Here is a 15,503-nt window from a genome sequence, read left to right as displayed (position 1 = left end):
GTAAAGGGGGACAAAAGCCATGAGCAATCCGCAACAGCCAGAACTGCGCAGATCGGGCAAAGCGCTCACTGGCTCCAAGTCCGCCGACGCGAGCCGCGAGACCAAGTCCAAGACGAAGCGCTCCGCCCACCCGCACGGCACCGACAAGGGCGCCAAGGGGGGCGGCAAGGGCGGCGGCGTGCCTCCCGCCCAGCGTCCTGAGCACCCGGGGTGAGTTGACGTGAGGGGAAGCCTGCAGTTCATCGGGAACGCCACCACGCTGATCCGCTACAACGGCTTCACACTGCTGACGGATCCCAACTTCCTGCACCGTGGCCAGCGGGCGTACCTGGGATACGGCCTGTCCACGCGCCGGCTCACCGACCCGGCCGTGGAGATCGGGGAGCTGCCGCCGATCGACGCGGTGGTCCTGTCCCACCTGCACGGCGACCACTGGGACCGGGTCGCCCACAAGGGCCTGGACAAGGGAACGCCCGTGATCACCACGACCTCGGCGGCCGGCAAGCTGCGCAGGCGCGGCTTCGGCGGGAGCGTGGGACTGGAGGTGTGGCAGCAACACGAGCTGCGCGGCCCGGACGGCAGCGTCAGGATCACCGCCCTGCCCGCCAAGCACGCGCCAGGACCGGCCCAGGCCCTGCTGCCGCCGGTCATCGGCACGATGCTGGAGTTCTGCAACGCGGACGAACGAGTGGAGCTGACCCTGCACGTCAGCGGCGACACCCTGCTCGACCGGCGCCTGGACGCCATCCCGCGCCGCTTCCCCGACATCGACCTGGCCCTCGTGCACCTGGGCGGCACCAAGCTGCTCGGCGCGCTGCTCGTCACCATGGACGGTGAGCAGGGCGCCTCCTGGGTGGAGCTGATCCACCCGCACACCGTGGTGCCCGTCCACTACGACGACTACGCCGCCTTCACCTCGCCCCTGGACGACTTCCGCCACCACATCGAGGTGGCCGGCCTGGCCGACAAGGTGGTCTACCTGGAGAAGGGGGAGACCAGGGAGCTCGCCCCCCATCATCTGGTCCGCCGCTGACTAGCCGGCGTTCCTGGCCCGGCTCGGCTGCACCCGCATCGGCTCGCCCGGCATCTTCGGGTAGTTGGGCGGGTACGGCAGGTCGCCCCTGTCGTCCTCGGCGAACAGCTCCAGGAGCGGCTCGATCGAGTACGCCGCGTCGTCGATGGCCGCGTGCACGTCGCCCACCTCGGCGAAGCGGGCGGGCACGGTGCGGATGTCGAAGTCACGCGGGTCGGCGTCGGCCAGCTCGTCCCAGGTCAGCGGGGTCGAGACGGGCGCGTGCGGCTGGGCTCTGACGGAGTAGGCGCTGGCGACCGTACGGTCCCTGGCGTTCTGGTTGAAGTCGATGAACACCCGCTCCCCGCGCTCCTCCTTCCACCAGGCCGTGGTGACCAGGCTCGGGTCCCGGCTCTCGATGGCCCGGGCCAGGGCGATGCCGGCGTGGCGTACCTGGATGAAGTCCCAGCGCGGCTCGATGCGCACGGCGATGTGGGCGCCGCGGTTGCCCGAGGTCTTCACGAACCCGGTCATCCCGAACTCGCCGAGCACGTCCCTGGCCAGGAACGCGGCCTCACGCGCGGCGGCGAACTCCAGGCCCGGCTGCGGGTCCAGGTCCAGGCGCAGCTCGTCCGGGTGCTCGACGTCGGCGGCCCGCACCTGCCAGGGGTGGAAGTCGATGGTGCCGAGGTTGGCGCAGTAGGCGATGGCCGCCACCTCGGTGACCCGCAGCGACTGCGCCGTACGGCCGCTCGGGAAGGTGACCTGCACCGACCGCAGCCAGTCCGGGTGCTTGGGCGGCATGCGCTTCTGGTAGATCGCCTCGGTCAGCACGCCGTCGGGGTGGCGCTTGATGTTGGTCGGACGGTCCTTGAGCGCGCGCAGGGCTCCCTCGCCGACGCTCACGTAGTATTCGACCAGCTCCCGCTTGGTGGCGCCGATCTCCGGGAAGTAGACCTTGTCGGGGTTGGTGACCTTGACGGTCCTCTCCCCCACCTCGAGCTCTATGTACGGCGATGCCATGCCCCAGAACCTACCCTGACGAGCGCGGTGGGGTGGGCCTGCAGGGCGGGCCCGTCCCGGAGCCGCCGCAGTGGCGGGACCGGGCGCTCGACGGGACGGGCCTCGAAGACCGTTCGCCGCCGTTCCGGGCGCTGGCGCGCCACCCGGCCGGCCGTTGCGATCCCCCGGCGGCGCCAGCACGGGCGTGGGCTGTGCCGCTCGGACGACCCGCGAACGGTCTCGCCCCTTGGCAGGAGGCGATGACACCCCCTTGCCTACAAAGACGCAAATTCACCCCAGAAAGGATGCTTCACCCTGCGGAGATCTCTTTTTGCCGGATCTCGTACTCTGGACGCATGGACAAGGTGGTCAAGAGCGAGGCCGAATGGCGGTCCGAGCTTTCTCCTGAGGAGTTTCACGTCCTCAGGGAGGCCGGGACCGAGCGCCCGTTCACGGGGGAGTACGTCGACAGCAAGACCGAGGGCGTCTACTCGTGCCGCGCGTGCGGTGCCGAGTTGTTCCGGTCGGACACGAAGTTCGAGTCCCACTGCGGATGGCCGAGTTTCTTTCAGCCGTCCGACTCCGACGCGGTGCGACTGATCGAGGATCGCAGCCACGGCATGGTGCGTACGGAGGTACGATGCGCCCGGTGCGACTCGCATATGGGGCACGTGTTCCACGGCGAGGGCTATGCGACGCCCACCGACGATCGCTACTGCATCAACTCGGTCTCGTTGCGACTCGAACCCAAGGCGTGATCGAATAACGACACTGCGCACCGATCGCCTTACCGGGAGTCTTGTGTGGGCTTTGTCCATCTACGCCACCGGTGGGTGACGATCGAGACCATCGGGCGTGTCGTGACTCAACGATGCCAGGTGTGCTCGAAGACGCGGGTCCGCGTGCGTTAGCCCGGTCGGCGGGGCGGTGTCGCCCCTCACCGGCCGGGGTGCGTGCCGGATCAGTTCGGGCGCGGGCTGGTGACGCGGCAACTGCGGTCGGAGCGGCCGAGGACGTTGGCCAGGACAGGGTTGCCGTTCTGCCCGAACTCCGCCTGGACGAACACCACAGGGTGGGCCACGCCGCGGGATCGCTGATATTCGAGCCCGCGCTTGCAGAGCGTCATGGCGTGCCGGGAGTTGTATGCGGAATACGGTAAATCCGTATATATGCGTAAATATCCGCCGATGGTGCGAATGTCCTTGAGGCGTTTCATCGCCTTGTCGCGTGTGCCCCAGCGCGTACGGAAGTACTCCGCGGCCCGCTGATCGGTGTGCCGCGAGGGCCCGTCCGCCTTGTAGCCGGCGGCGTCCCCGGGGTCGGGCAGGCTCGTCGCCTGCGCCTCCACCGGCTTTCCTCCCTGGGCCTCCTCCGGGGTGCTCCCCTGCACCAGGCCGGATGTGCCGCCCCTCGTCTGGTCCCCCGTGCCGCCCCGTACCGTGTCCGATTCCCGTGCCGCGTCCGGCTCACGCGCTGTGTCCGGCTCCCGTACCTTGTCCGGCTCACGCGCCTTCCCGGGCTCGGCCGCGTCCGGGGTGGCGCTCTCCTGGGGCTTCGGCGGCTCGCGCGCCCCGACCTCGGCGCTCGCCCCGGCCGGCGGGCGCGCGGCGCGGCTCTCCCGGTCCGCGCGCGCCGGTTGCCCGGATCCGCCGCCCATCTGCCCCGGCGACTGCTCCGACGACTGGTAGGCGGTCGGCACGCCGCCGAAGGTCCCGTTCGTGCCGAGCAGCGCGGCGGTCCCGCCGGCCAGCGCCAGCGCCCCCGCCAGCAACCGCCGTCCCCCGGTACGGCGTCGCCGCCCGTGGCGCGAGCGACCCGCCACGTGGCGACCCGCCCCGCGCCGCCCATGGCGCGGTCTTCCTGACTCGTCCACCCCGCCCTCCTTGCCCTCTTGGAACGCGCCACCGCAGAGCGCGTCCAACGAACAAGAGATTTCTCTGATTGTGACAAACGGGATAGATCACTTCAGTTGGATCGCGAATTAGCGTCGCGCATTTCCCGCTCTTCGGCGATCAGCTCAAGCAGAGACCGCCGATCCGGCGGGCACCCACGGCAACCACCAGCACGTGAGGGCTTAGGGCAGGGCGGCGATGAGCTCGCGCACGGGCTTGCGCGCGCCCGTGTAGAACGGGATCTCGACCCGGGTGTGCCGGCGGGCCTGCGCGCCCCGCAGCGTACGCATCAGGTCGACGATCCGGTGCAGTTCGTCGGCCTCGAACGCGAGCATCCACTCGTAGTCGTTGAGCGAGAAGCAGGACACGGTGTTGGCCCGCACGTCGGGGTAGTCGCGCGCCATCCTGCCGTGCTCGGCCAGCATCGCCCGCCGCTCGGAGTCCTCCAGCAGATACCACTCGTACGAGCGGACGAACGGATAGACGCTCACGTAGCCCCTCGGCTCCTCCTCGGCGAGGAAGGCCGGGATGTGCGACTTGTTGAACTCGGCCGGCCTGTGCAGCGCCATCGCCGACCAGACCGGCCTGCTGTGCCGGCCGAGGCCGGTGCGGCGGAGCCCGGCGTAGACGTCCTGCAGATCCTCGGGCGTCGCCGCGTGCCACCAGAACATGTAGTCGGCGTCCGCCCTGAACCCGGCCACGTCGTAGACCCCCCTGGTCACGACGTCCTTTCCGGCGGCCTGCTCGATCAGCTCCTCGACCTCGGCCGCCAGGCCGTCACGCTCGGCGGGGCACGGGCCGGTCACCTGGAAGACCGACCACATCGTGTAACGGATCACCTGGTTGAGATCGCGGGCCTTGGGCCGCTGGGCTGCCTCAGTCATGGTTCCTATTCTCCCTGCTGCGACAGGTGGTCCAGAATCCGGGCGGCGGCGGTGCGGGCGGTGCCCAAGCAGGCCGGAATGCCGATGCCGTCGTACGCGGCGCCGCAGACGGCCAGCCCCGGCTGCACGGCGACCGCCGCGCGCACCCTGGCGACCCGGTCGAGGTGGCCCACGTTGTACTGCGGCAGCGCCCCACCCCAGCGCGTCACCCGGGTGTCGATCGGCAGCCCGCGCGCGCCCATCACGCTGCCCATCTCGGCCGTGGCCAGCGACACCAGCTCGGCGTCATCGCGGTGCAGCAGGTGCTCCTCGCCGAGCCGGCCGATCGAGCAGCGCGCGATGATCAGGTCCTTGGCCAGGTGGGGCCACTTCACCGAGCTGAACGTGACCGCCTTGACCGGCCGCCCCTCCACGGGCGGCACCAGGTAGCCGCTGATGCCGGGCGGCTCCGGGAAGGCGTCGAGCGGGTACGCGAGCGTGACGATCGCCATGCTGGCGTACTCGATCCTGGCCAGCTCGGTGGCCGCCTTGGGCGCCTCGGCCTTGAGCAGCCGGGCGGCGGCGGGGCCGGGCGCGGCCACGATCACGGCGTCCGCCTCGATGGTCTCCGGCCTGGGCACCGGACCGGCGACGAGCTGCCAGCCGCGCTCGGTCCTGCGCAGCTCGCGTACGGTGACGCCGGTCCTGATGTCGGCGCCCGACGCCTTGGCGACCGCCTCGGAGAGGCCGCCGACGCCGTTCTTCAGCGAGGTGAAGACCGGCCCGGCGTCCTTGGGCGCCTCGCCGACGAGCTGCCTGGCGGCGGCGAGCAGGGAACGTTCCGTACGCGCCACGGCCGCCACGCGCGGCATCGTGGCCTCCAGCGACAGCTGGTCGGAGCGGCCCGCGTAGACGCCGCCGAGCAGCGGCTCGATGAGGCGCTCGACGACCTCGCCGCCCATCCTGGCGCGGATGTAGGCGGCCACGGACACGTCGGTGCGGACGAGAGTGGGCGGCAGGATCTGGTCGAGCGGCACGCGCAGCAGGCCGCCGGGCGAGACGATGCCCGACCTGGCCAGCTCGATCAGGTCCGCGGGCACGCCCATGACCTGGCCCTTCGGCATCGTGCGCAACGCGCCGCGGGTGTAGACGGCCGACCGGGCCGTGCCGGGGTAGACCAGCTCGTCACCCAGCCCGACCGCCCTGGCCAGGTCCGCGCCCTCGGGCCGCCTGGCCAGCATGGCCTCGGCGCCGGCGTCGACGCTCACTCCGGCGACCTCCGAGGCGTACAGCTTGCCTCCGACACGGGCGGCGGCGTCGAGCAGGGTCACCTTGATCCGCTCGCCCGCGCCCTGGCGGATGTACCACGCGGCGGCGAGACCGGAGATCCCTCCGCCGATGACGACCACGTGGGCCCGATTCCCTTCCACGCCTCCTGACGCTACCGCCTCACCAACGCGCCCAACCGCTCGGGGCGCAAGCCGACAACGCACGTCCTCCACAACAGGAACATAAGTTCATCAGAACGTGATTTCGCTTATCAAACCGGGGTGATGCGCTGGCCGTCTTAGGGGGCATGAGGAGAATCCGGTACGGCATCGCGCTCTCGGCCACCTGCGCGGCCGTACTCCTGGCAGGCTGCGGCGCGGGCGCCGAGCTTCAGTCCACCTCCGGCGGGCCCGCGATGGCCTCGGCCCAGGCCCAGGACCAGTCGAACTACAGAAAGGCGCGCGTGCCGCAGGCCGAAAAGCAGGAGCAGGCGGACCGAGCAGGCCAGGCGGGCATCGTCTCGGACGTCAAGGTGACGCAGCAGGACAGGCAGGTCATCTACACGGGGCGCACGACCGTACGGGCCGAGCAGGTCACCGCCGCCGCAGCGCAGGCCAAGGAGATCGCCACCGCCGCGGGCGGCTACCTGGCCAAGGAGGAGAGCGACGCGGCGAGCGGCACCCGGGAGTCGGCCACGCTGGAGTTCAAGATCCCACCGGCCAAGTACGCCGAGGTGCTCGGCCGCTTCGGCAAGGAGCTGGGCAAGCAGATCTCGGTGAACCAGTCCACCCAGGACGTCACCCTGCAGATGGCCGACGTCGAGAGCCGGCTCAAGTCGGCGCAGCAGGCGCTCGACTCGCTGCGTACGCTGCTGAAGAGGGCCGACACGATCGGGCAGGTGCTGGACGTGGAGCGGGAGATCTCCACCCGGGAGGCGGACCTGGAGTCGCTGCAGGCGCAGCAGAAGGAGCTGTCCACCCAGGTCTCCATGGCCACGCTGACGCTGCGGCTGGTCGGGCCGGCCGCCGCCGTCGAGGAGCCGGAGGAGGAGGCCGCGGGCTTCCTCGGCGGGCTCAGAGCGGGGTGGCGGGCGCTGGTGTCGTTCGCGAAGGTGCTGCTGACGGTGGTCGGCGCGGCGGTGCCGTGGCTGATCGTGGCGCTGCCGCTGCTCGCGCTCGCGATCTACCTGGTACGGCGCGCCCGCACCCGCCGCCCGACGGCCCCCACTCCTCCGCCAACCGGCCCCGACCCGGAAACCGCCTGACCCGCTCGACCTCCCACCGCCCACGCGTGGCGGGCTCGCGGGTCCACCCCGAAGCGCCACACGTGCTCGGCAACCGAAGCGCCAGACGGGCCGGACGTCCGAAGTGCCCAGACGGGCTCGGACGTCCACCGGAAGGGCCTGGCGGGGTCGGGATCAGGGTTTCGCGCCGGCCTCGTGGACGAGGTCGGTCAGGCGCTTGAGCTGGTCGGGGTCGGTCGAGGGGAGCACGCCGTGCCCGAGGTTGAACACGTGCCCCTCGGCCGCCTCGCCCCGGCGCAGCACCTCACGGGCCTTGCGCTCGACCACGTCCCAGGGCGCCAGCAGGATGGCCGGGTCCAGGTTGCCCTGCAGCGCCTTGCCCGCCCCCACCCGGCGGGCCGCCGCGTCGAGGGGCACCCGCCAGTCGACCCCCACCACGTCGGCCCCGGCCTCGCCGAGCACGCCGAGCAGCTCGCCCGTGCCCACGCCGAAGTGGATGCGCGGCACTCCCTGGACGCCGTCGAAGATCCGCCGGGTGTGCGGCAGGATGAACTCCCGGTAGTCGTCGGCCGCCACCGCCCCCACCCAGGAGTCGAAGAGCTGCACCGCCGAGGCGCCCGCCGCGATCTGGATGCGCAGGTGCTCGAGGACGATGCCGGACAGGCGCTCCATCAGGGCGTGCCACAGGTCGGGAGCGCCGTACATCATGGCCTTGGTGCGGTCGTGGTTCTTCGACGGGCCGCCCTCGATCAGGTAGGAGCCGAGCGTGAACGGCGCCCCGGCGAACCCGATCAGCGGCGTGCCGCCCAGCTCGCCGGTCAGCGCCTGGATGGCCTCGGTGACGTACGGGACGTCGCCGGGCTCCAGGGGGCGCAGCACGTCGAGGCCCTTCGCGTCGCGGACGGGCTCGGCGACGACGGGGCCGACGCCCGGCTTGATGTCGAGGTCGACGCCGATGGCCTTGAGCGGCACCACGATGTCACTGAAGAAGATCGCCGCGTCCACGCCGTAACGGCGGACCGGCTGCATGGTGATCTCGGTGATCAGGTCCGGCGTCGCGCACGCGGTGAGCATCGGCACGCCCTCGCGAACCTTGAGGTATTCAGGCAGCGACCGCCCTGCCTGGCGCATGTACCAGACCGGAGTGTGCGGGACGGGCTGGCGGCGGCAGGCACGCAGGAACGCTGAGTCGGCGAGGTTCACCCCACAAGGGTGCCATGTACGGGCGCCGATCCCGACACGGGACCGAGGTGTCGGAAAAAGATGCATTGGACACCTCAAATCATGATCAGATAGCCAGATGAAGGTTTACCGGTCTGCTCGGCATCGGCGTCGCACACGGGTCTCGCACACCCCATGCCCGCCCAGAGAGCCGGTCTCGACTGGGCCAAATGTTCGCCAAGCCACCGCGCGGCATCGATTCATAGACCACTTTCGGGACACGCCGAGCGCGTTGCGGGGAATTGTCAGCGGCTCGTGCCAACGTCGGAGCCACGACCCGAAGAAAGGCCCCGTTGCGATGACCGCGTTGTGGAGTTCCCCAGAGCGCCGCAGTGAGCGCTGCGCTTCCTGCGCTGGTGAGCGACTGTTCGAGCAGCCGCCGTGCGGTGACGGGCACGAGACGGGCGAGTGCCCGGAATGGGCCTGCGTCACGTGCGGTCACGCGATCATCCTCGGCTCGGCCGAGTCCACCCGACCGGTTCGCCAGCTGGTTACGGCCGCGGCTTGATCACGAAGGATGAGCACCCCCGTGGTCCCCTTCCGCCCGACTTCGACCTACGCTTCGGCTATGACCCTCGGTGACCAGCCACCGCCTCCCGCGGCCTTCACGCGCGCGGCGGAGAGCCTGCGGCTGGCCGAGGTCAGGCCGGAGATCGAGCTGGAGGACCTGCCCGCGCCACAGCGGCTGGCCCCGTACTCCGCCGCCATCGGGGCGTCGGTCTACCGCGACGACGACGAGCTCGCGGTCGGCCGGCTGATCCTGCTCTACGACCCCGAGGGCCAGCGCGGGTGGGAGGGGCCGTTCCGGCTGGTCGCGTACGTCAGGGCGGACATGGAGCCGGAGATCACCTCCGACCCGCTGCTCGGGCCGGTCGCGTGGAGCTGGCTGACGGAGGCTCTGGAGGCCCATCAGGCCGACTACTCCGCCGCTGGCGGTACCGTGACAAGAGCCGTGTCCGAGGGTTTCGGCAACAAAGCCGACGATCCGGTCACGACCGAGCTGGAGCTGCGGGCGTCGTGGTCACCCGCTCAGGAGGATCTTTCCGGCCATGTCGCCGCCTGGTGCGATCTGATGTGCCTGGCGGCGGGGATTCCGCCGCTCCCGCCCGACGTGGCCGCACTGCACCGCCGACGTGATGATCCGGAGAGTGACCGAACGAAGTGAGGGCCCCAGTCAAGACAGCACCAGCGTCATGAGGCCGGTGAGCTCATGACAGAAGAACGCACCGTAGAGCCGCTGCTCGAACCGCGCGAGGGCATACCCCCGGTGATCGCCGACGCCACCGGGCTGGAGAGGGTCGTGGCGCGGTTCGCCGCGGGCAGTGGTCCCGTCGCGGTCGACGCCGAGCGCGCCTCAGGCTACCGCTACGGCAACCGCGCCTACCTGGTGCAGCTGCGCCGCGCCGGAGCGGGCACCGCGTTGATCGACCCGATCGCCTGTCCCGACCTGTCCGCGCTCGACGCGGCCGTGTCCAGCGCCGAGATCGTGCTGCACGCCGCCTCGCAGGACCTGCCGTGCCTGCTGGAGGTGGCGTTCAGGCCGCGCGCGATGTTCGACACCGAGCTGGCAGGGCGGCTGCTCGGCTACGAACGGGTGGGGCTCGGCACGATGGTCGAGACCGTGCTCGGGCTGCGACTGGAGAAGGGCCATTCGGCCGCCGACTGGTCCACCAGGCCGCTGCCCGAAGACTGGCTGCGTTACGCGGCGCTCGACGTGGAGGTGCTGGTCGAGCTGCGCGACGTGCTCCACCAGGAGCTGGCGGAGAGCGGCAAGCTGGAGTGGGCGCGCGAGGAGTTCGCCGCCGTGCTCAACACCTCGCCGCCCGTCCCCAGGTCCGACCCGTGGCGGCGCACCTCGGGCATCCACAAGGTACGCAACGTCCGTGCCCTCGCCATCGTCCGCGAGCTGTGGACCATGCGCGACCGCATCGCCAGGGAGTCCGACCTGGCGCCCGGCCGGGTGCTGCCCGACGCCGCCATCGTCAGCGCCGCGCTCGAGGGGCCCCGTACGAAGAAGGCCCTCACGGAGATCTCCGCCTTCACCGGGCGCAGCGCGCGCCGGCACATGACCGACTGGCTCGCCGCCGTCGCCCGCGCCCGCGCTCTGCCCGAGCCGCAGCTCCCGCAGCCCAGCACGCCCGGTGACGGCCCGCCGCCGCCCAACCGCTGGGCCGACCGCGACCCGGCCGCCGCCAAGCGCCTGGCCGCCGCCCGCGCCGTGGTGGCCGCGCTGGCCGAGGAGCACCACATGCCCACGGAAAACCTGCTGCAGCCGGACGCGGTACGCCGGCTGACGTGGGAGCCGCCCGACCAGATCACCGACGAGACCGTGACCGACCGGCTGCGCGCGCTCGGGGCCCGCCAGTGGCAGCTCTCGCTCACGGCCCACCCCATCGCCAAGGCCCTGTCCAGGCTGGAAAGCCGGAGCGACCTCTAGCCCGCCCGCCACCCCCGATTCCCTCCGTCGGCCGAGGGGAATCGGGGTGGTTACGGGCAGGCGTACTTGACGCCCTCGGCAGGACGGCCATACCGTTTGGGAAAGCGCTTTCCCCATTTGGCTCGAAGGGATCCTCATGAGCGTGCGCACCATCGGCGTCGTGATGAACGGCGTCACCGGACGGATGGGCTACCGCCAGCATCTGGTCCGGTCCGTTCTGGCCATCAACGAGCAGGGCGGTGTGACGCTCTCGGACGGCAGCCGGGTCACCCTCAAGCCAGTGCTTGTCGGGAGAAATGCCGACAAACTTGCAGATATCGCTGCTAAGCATGGAATTTCGGATTTCACGACTGAGCTCGACGCCGCCCTGGCCGACGACGGCAACCTGATCTACTTCGACGCCCAGGTCACCAGCGCCAGGGTCAAGGCCGTGCTGCAGGCCATCGAGGCGGGCAAGCACATCTACGCGGAGAAGCCCATCGCCGAGTCGACGCAGGAGGCGATCGCGCTGGCCGAGGCCGCCGCCGCCAAGGGCGTCAAGAACGGCGTCGTGCAGGACAAGCTCTTCCTGCCCGGCCTGCTCAAGCTGAAGCGGCTGATCGACGGCGGCTTCTTCGGCCGGATCCTGTCGGTGCGCGGGGAGTTCGGCTACTGGGTGTTCGAGGGCGACTGGCAGGAGGCGCAGCGCCCGTCCTGGAACTACCGGTCCGAGGACGGCGGCGGGATCGTGCTCGACATGTTCCCGCACTGGCACTACGTGCTGGAGAACCTGTTCGGCCGGGTCGAGTCCGTCTACGCCAGGGCCGTGACGCACATCCCCGCCCGAGTGGACGAGCAGGGCAACACGTACAAGGCCACGGCGGACGACGCCGCGTACGGGATCTTCGAGCTGGAGGGCGGCGTCGTCGCCCAGATCAACTCCTCCTGGACGGTCCGGGTGAACCGCGACGAGCTGGTCGAGTTCCAGGTGGACGGCACGCACGGCAGCGCCGTCGCGGGCCTGCGGAACTGCCGCGCGCAGCACCGCGCCGCCACCCCCAAGCCCGTATGGAACCCGGACCTGCCGGCCACGGCGCGGTTCCGTGACGGCTGGCAGGAGGTGCCTGACAACGCCGAGTTCGACAACGGGTTCAAGGTCCAGTGGGAGGGTTTCGTCAGGCACGTGCTGGAGGACGCCCTGTTCCCGAACGACTTCGCCTCGGGCGCCCGGGGCGTGCAGCTGGCCGAGCTGGGGCTGCGTTCGTCCGCCGAGGGCCGCAGGATCGAGGTGCCCCAGCTGTGAGGATCGACCTGCCCGGCAGCGGCGCGTACACGCTGCGTGAGCCGGTGGTCTGGCCGGCGCCCGAGGCGCCCGCCGGCTCGCGCGTCGTCTACGCCGCCGCCCACGTGGTGGCCGACCCGCTCGCCGACAACACGCCCGGCTCGCCCGCCGCCGTGGACTGGGAGGCCACACTCCGCTTCCGCCGCCACCTGTGGTCGTACGGGCTGCGCGTCGCGGACGCCATGGACACCGCGCAGCGCAACATGGGCCTGGACTGGGCGGCGACCAGGGAGCTCATCCGGCGCAGCGCCGCCGAGGCGCGCTCGTTCGGCGACCCCGCGACGCTGGTGGGCTGCGGCGCGGGCACCGACCACGCGCCCGACGCCGCCGACCTGCACACGATCGGGGCGGCGTACGCGGAGCAGATCGAGACCGTCCAGTCGGCCGGCGCCGGGGTCATCATCATGGCCTCCCGCCAGCTCGCCAGGGTGGCGCGCGGGCCGCGGGACTACCACCAGGTGTACGGCAAGCTGTTCGGCCTGGCGGACCGGCCGGTGATCCTGCACTGGCTGGGCGAGATGTTCGACCCGCAGCTGGCCGGCTACTGGGGATCGCGGGACGTGGGGGCCGCGACCGAGTCGTTCCTTGAGCTGATCCACGCCCACGCCTCGATGGTGGACGGCGTGAAGGTGTCGCTCCTGGACGAGGAGCACGAGATCCGCCTGCGGACCGCCCTGCCCGACGGCGTACGGCTCTACACGGGCGACGACTTCAACTACCCGTCGCTCATCAGGTCCGGCTCGCACGCCCTGCTGGGCATCTTCGACGCCATCGCCCCCGCGGCGGCTTCCGCCCTCCGGGCGCTCGACGCGGCCGAGGCCGCCTCGGGCTCGGACCGCGAGCGGCTGCTCGGCTCGTACGACGAGATCTTCGGGCCGACTGTCCCGCTGTCCAGGAAGATCTTCGAAACTCCGACGTACCACTACAAGACCGGCATCGTCTTCCTCGCCTGGCTGAACGGCCACCAGGACGCCTTCGCCATGGTGAACGGCGCGCAGTCGGCCCGCTCGCTGCTCCACCTGTCCGAGGTGTTCCGCCTCGCCGACCAGGCCGGCCTGCTGGCCGACCAGGAGCTGGCCGTACACAGGATGAAGGCGTTGCTGGCGGTGAACGGTCTTTGAAGGATGGAGAACTCGTGCGCCTCTCACTGAACCAGCGGACGACCAAGCGCTGGTCCGTGGCCGAGGCCGTGGACGGGTGCGTACGGCATGGCCTGGAAGCGGTCGGGTTGTGGCGGGAGGAGGTCGCCGAGCAGGGGCTCGCGGAGAGCGTGAAGCTGGTGCGGGAGGCCGGGCTGCGGGTGTCGTCGCTGTGCCGTGGCGGCTTCCTCACGGCGGGCGGCCTGCCCGGCGAGGAGGGCCGCCTGGCGTTCGCGCGGGCGCTCGACGACAACCGGCGGGCCATCGACGAGGCGGCCACGCTGGGCGCGGCCTGCCTGGTCATGGTGGTCGGCGGCCTGCCTGGGGTGAAGCCCGGCGAGCCGATGCCGCCCGGGGCCTCACGCGATCTGGCCGGGGCACGCGAGCGGGTGGCGGAGGCCCTGGCCGAGCTTGCCCCCTATGCCGGTCAGCGGGGCGTCAAGCTGGCTCTCGAAGCGCTGCATCCGATCTACTGTCCCGACCGGGCGGTGTTGTCCACGCTGGGCCAGGCGCTCGATCTGAGCCTGCCGTACCCGGAGGAGCAGGTCGGCGTGGTGGTCGACACCTTCCATGTGTGGTGGGATCCGAGGTTGTTCGAGGACATCGCGCGGGCGGGCCGCAGGATCGCGTCTTACCAGGTGTGCGACTACCTGCACCCGCTGCCTGAGGACGTGCTGCTCGGGCGCGGCATGATGGGCGACGGCGTGATCGACTTCAGGCCGATCACCGAGGCCGTCCTGGCCGCCGGCTACACGGGGGACGTCGAGGTGGAGATCTTCAACGCCGCCGTCTGGGCCGCCGACCCGGACGAGGTGGTGGCCACGATGAAGGCCCGGTACGCGGGCGTGGTGCTGCCCAGGCCATGACCCCGGGACGCCGCCTGTCCCGCCCGGCAGGCAGCCGGGGGCCGGGCTACGTGACTTCGTAGCGAAGGTAGACGATGCCCGAGGGGAACGCCCGGGTTTCCAGCAGCCGGGTCCTGATGGAGGAGTCGAGCTGGGGGAAGAAGGGCTTGCCTGCGCCGACGACGAGCGGGTGGATGAAGATGCGGAACTCGTCCACCAGTCCCAGCCGCAGCACGCTCCACGCCAGCGTGGCCCCGCCCACGTCGAGGTCACCGCCGTCCTCCCGCTTGAGCCTGATCACCTCCTCCTCGAGGTCGCCGGTCATGAGCGTGCTGTTCCAGTCGACCTTGTCGAGGGTCTTGGAGAAGACGTACTTGGGCATGGCCCGCCAGATCCTGGCGAAGTCCACCTCGATGGCGGGGGCGTCTGGCCGCTGGTCGGCGGTGGGCCAGTAGGCGGACATGTTCTCGTAGAGGCGCCGGCCGTACAGGGAGCCGCCGATCTCGCGGGACATGTCGTTGATGAACGCGTGGACCTCCTCGTCGGGCGCCGTCCAGCCGATGTCGCCGTTGGGCGACTCCACGTAGCCGTCGAGGGAGATCAGCATCGAGTAGATGATTTTCCGCATGCCCTTAGGACTACTCCGCCACGCGAAACTCATCGCCACTTTCTGAGGTTTGCTCCTGACTTCTGGCCGCCCGGCCGAGCGCACGGGGAGGTCAGCGGGCGGCCAGGTGCTCGGCGAGGAGCGCGGCCCGGTCGTCGCCGGACCGGTAGCGGATGTACACGGTGCGGTGCAGGGGCGGGTCGAGGGGCAGCAGGACCACCCCGGGCGGGGCCGGACGCGGGGCCGCGATCGCGGGGACCACTCCGGCCGTGATCCCCGCGTCTGCCATGGCCAGCACCGTCGCCACATCTCGTACGACGTGGGCCGGACGCCACTCGACACCGTGCGCCTCGAAGCCTTCGGCGAGCAGTGGGCCGCACGTCCCGCCCGGGTCGGCGACACCCGCCTCGACCAGCTCGGCCAGCCCGGCGCGGTCGCGACCGGCCAGCGGATGCCGCCGGGGCACCACCGCGAGAAACTCGTCAGCGAACCGCAACTGCTCCTCCCCCACCGCCGGCGCATTGTCGGGGCCTTCGCCCCCGTCAGACGCCGTCCCACGACCTCCGACGACACCAGCCCCACGAGCCGCACCAGTGCCGGGCACCGCTTCACGCGCATCACCGGGCTCTTTCTCAGCGACCCCGCTGGGGGC

The 15,503-nt window shown here is 71.0% G+C and carries 16 protein-coding genes; 9 read left to right on the top strand and 7 right to left on the bottom strand.

Translation table 11 applies throughout. From position 1 onward, the window contains the following. Nucleotides 1-19 precede the first annotated feature (19 nt). Nucleotides 20-214 carry a hypothetical protein gene (locus ITP53_RS31415; protein ID WP_195899084.1) on the top strand — a complete coding sequence of 65 codons (195 nt, stop codon included), beginning with the start codon at nucleotides 20-22 and terminating at the stop codon, nucleotides 212-214. Between the two features lie 6 nt (nucleotides 215-220). Continuing rightward, a complete protein-coding gene (locus ITP53_RS31410) occupies nucleotides 221-1,033 on the top strand; it encodes an MBL fold metallo-hydrolase (protein ID WP_195899083.1) in 813 nt (270 codons plus the stop codon). Here the strand turns inward: ITP53_RS31410 and ligD are convergent, their stop codons facing one another. After that, nucleotides 1,034-2,035, bottom strand: coding sequence for a non-homologous end-joining DNA ligase (ligD, locus tag ITP53_RS31405; protein WP_195899082.1), 1,002 nt, complete (start codon nucleotides 2,033-2,035; stop codon nucleotides 1,034-1,036). It abuts the gene before it with no gap. Between the two features lie 335 nt (nucleotides 2,036-2,370). Here ligD and msrB point away from each other — a divergent pair, with 335 nt between their 5' ends. Next, nucleotides 2,371-2,772, top strand: a complete 402-nt coding sequence (gene msrB / locus ITP53_RS31400; protein ID WP_195899081.1) for a peptide-methionine (R)-S-oxide reductase MsrB — start codon at nucleotides 2,371-2,373, stop codon at nucleotides 2,770-2,772. A gap of 203 nt (nucleotides 2,773-2,975) precedes the next feature. Here the strand turns inward: msrB and ITP53_RS31395 are convergent, their stop codons facing one another. The 3 genes from ITP53_RS31395 to hemG form a co-directional block, all read right to left on the bottom strand. Further along, the gene (locus ITP53_RS31395) at nucleotides 2,976-3,887 is read right to left on the bottom strand and encodes a hypothetical protein (protein ID WP_195899080.1); all 912 of its coding nucleotides are present in this window, start codon (nucleotides 3,885-3,887) and stop codon (nucleotides 2,976-2,978) included. A 201-nt stretch (nucleotides 3,888-4,088) separates the two neighbouring features. Further along, a complete protein-coding gene (gene hemQ, locus ITP53_RS31390; protein WP_195899079.1) occupies nucleotides 4,089-4,790 on the bottom strand; it encodes a hydrogen peroxide-dependent heme synthase in 702 nt (233 codons plus the stop codon). A gap of 5 nt (nucleotides 4,791-4,795) precedes the next feature. Further along, the gene (gene hemG, locus ITP53_RS31385) at nucleotides 4,796-6,199 is read right to left on the bottom strand and encodes a protoporphyrinogen oxidase (RefSeq protein ID WP_195899078.1); all 1,404 of its coding nucleotides are present in this window, start codon (nucleotides 6,197-6,199) and stop codon (nucleotides 4,796-4,798) included. A 146-nt stretch (nucleotides 6,200-6,345) separates the two neighbouring features. Here hemG and ITP53_RS31380 point away from each other — a divergent pair, with 146 nt between their 5' ends. After that, on the top strand, nucleotides 6,346-7,302 hold the full coding sequence (locus tag ITP53_RS31380) for a DUF4349 domain-containing protein (RefSeq protein ID WP_195899077.1): 957 nt from the start codon (nucleotides 6,346-6,348) through the stop codon (nucleotides 7,300-7,302). A gap of 153 nt (nucleotides 7,303-7,455) precedes the next feature. Here the strand turns inward: ITP53_RS31380 and hemE are convergent, their stop codons facing one another. After that, on the bottom strand, nucleotides 7,456-8,484 hold the full coding sequence (gene hemE / locus ITP53_RS31375; protein WP_195899076.1) for a uroporphyrinogen decarboxylase: 1,029 nt from the start codon (nucleotides 8,482-8,484) through the stop codon (nucleotides 7,456-7,458). Nucleotides 8,485-9,070: 586 nt separating this feature from the next. On the opposite strand from hemE, the gene ITP53_RS31370 reads away from it, so the two are divergent. The 5 genes from ITP53_RS31370 (at nucleotide 9,071) to ITP53_RS31350 (ending at nucleotide 14,265) form a co-directional block, all read left to right on the top strand. After that, a complete protein-coding gene (locus tag ITP53_RS31370; RefSeq protein ID WP_195899075.1) occupies nucleotides 9,071-9,667 on the top strand; it encodes a DUF3000 domain-containing protein in 597 nt (198 codons plus the stop codon). Between the two features lie 45 nt (nucleotides 9,668-9,712). Continuing rightward, nucleotides 9,713-10,939, top strand: a complete 1,227-nt coding sequence (locus tag ITP53_RS31365; RefSeq protein ID WP_195899074.1) for an HRDC domain-containing protein — start codon at nucleotides 9,713-9,715, stop codon at nucleotides 10,937-10,939. Nucleotides 10,940-11,075: 136 nt separating this feature from the next. Then, nucleotides 11,076-12,221: a Gfo/Idh/MocA family protein gene (locus ITP53_RS31360; protein WP_195899073.1), complete on the top strand. Its 1,146-nt coding sequence runs from the start codon at nucleotides 11,076-11,078 to the stop codon at nucleotides 12,219-12,221. Then, nucleotides 12,218-13,381, top strand: coding sequence for a dihydrodipicolinate synthase family protein (locus tag ITP53_RS31355; RefSeq protein ID WP_195899072.1), 1,164 nt, complete (start codon nucleotides 12,218-12,220; stop codon nucleotides 13,379-13,381). Before ITP53_RS31360 ends, ITP53_RS31355 begins: the two co-directional genes overlap by 4 nt. 14 nt (nucleotides 13,382-13,395) lie before the next feature. Further along, the gene (locus tag ITP53_RS31350) at nucleotides 13,396-14,265 is read left to right on the top strand and encodes a sugar phosphate isomerase/epimerase family protein (RefSeq protein WP_195899071.1); all 870 of its coding nucleotides are present in this window, start codon (nucleotides 13,396-13,398) and stop codon (nucleotides 14,263-14,265) included. Nucleotides 14,266-14,311: 46 nt separating this feature from the next. Here ITP53_RS31350 and ITP53_RS31345 read toward each other — a convergent pair whose 3' ends face one another. After that, nucleotides 14,312-14,872 carry a dihydrofolate reductase family protein gene (locus ITP53_RS31345; RefSeq protein ID WP_195899070.1) on the bottom strand — a complete coding sequence of 187 codons (561 nt, stop codon included), beginning with the start codon at nucleotides 14,870-14,872 and terminating at the stop codon, nucleotides 14,312-14,314. Between the two features lie 91 nt (nucleotides 14,873-14,963). Then, the gene (locus ITP53_RS31340) at nucleotides 14,964-15,347 is read right to left on the bottom strand and encodes a LysR family transcriptional regulator substrate-binding protein (RefSeq protein WP_236051369.1); all 384 of its coding nucleotides are present in this window, start codon (nucleotides 15,345-15,347) and stop codon (nucleotides 14,964-14,966) included. Nucleotides 15,348-15,503: the final 156 nt, after the last annotated feature.

This window comes from Nonomuraea cypriaca (genome assembly GCF_015645445.1).
GTDB classification, from domain to species: domain Bacteria; phylum Actinomycetota; class Actinomycetes; order Streptosporangiales; family Streptosporangiaceae; genus Nonomuraea; species Nonomuraea cypriaca.
The sequence above is the reverse complement of the archived record's forward strand: the minus strand, read 5'-3'. Positions and strand labels throughout refer to the sequence as shown.

Bases quoted from the DNA above. Each gene is read 5' to 3' on its own strand.
- ITP53_RS31415 (WP_195899084.1), top strand. From the start codon at position 20: ATGAGCAATCCGCAACAGCCAGAACTGCGCAGATCGGGCAAAGCGCTC.
- ligD (WP_195899082.1), bottom strand. From the start codon at position 2,035: ATGGCATCGCCGTACATAGAGCTCGAGGTGGGGGAGAGGACCGTCAAG.
- msrB (WP_195899081.1), top strand. From the start codon at position 2,371: ATGGACAAGGTGGTCAAGAGCGAGGCCGAATGGCGGTCCGAGCTTTCT.
- hemQ (WP_195899079.1), bottom strand. From the start codon at position 4,790: ATGACTGAGGCAGCCCAGCGGCCCAAGGCCCGCGATCTCAACCAGGTG.
- ITP53_RS31380 (WP_195899077.1), top strand. From the start codon at position 6,346: ATGAGGAGAATCCGGTACGGCATCGCGCTCTCGGCCACCTGCGCGGCC.
- ITP53_RS31370 (WP_195899075.1), top strand. From the start codon at position 9,071: ATGACCCTCGGTGACCAGCCACCGCCTCCCGCGGCCTTCACGCGCGCG.
- ITP53_RS31365 (WP_195899074.1), top strand. From the start codon at position 9,713: ATGACAGAAGAACGCACCGTAGAGCCGCTGCTCGAACCGCGCGAGGGC.
- ITP53_RS31360 (WP_195899073.1), top strand. From the start codon at position 11,076: ATGAGCGTGCGCACCATCGGCGTCGTGATGAACGGCGTCACCGGACGG.
- ITP53_RS31345 (WP_195899070.1), bottom strand. From the start codon at position 14,872: ATGCGGAAAATCATCTACTCGATGCTGATCTCCCTCGACGGCTACGTG.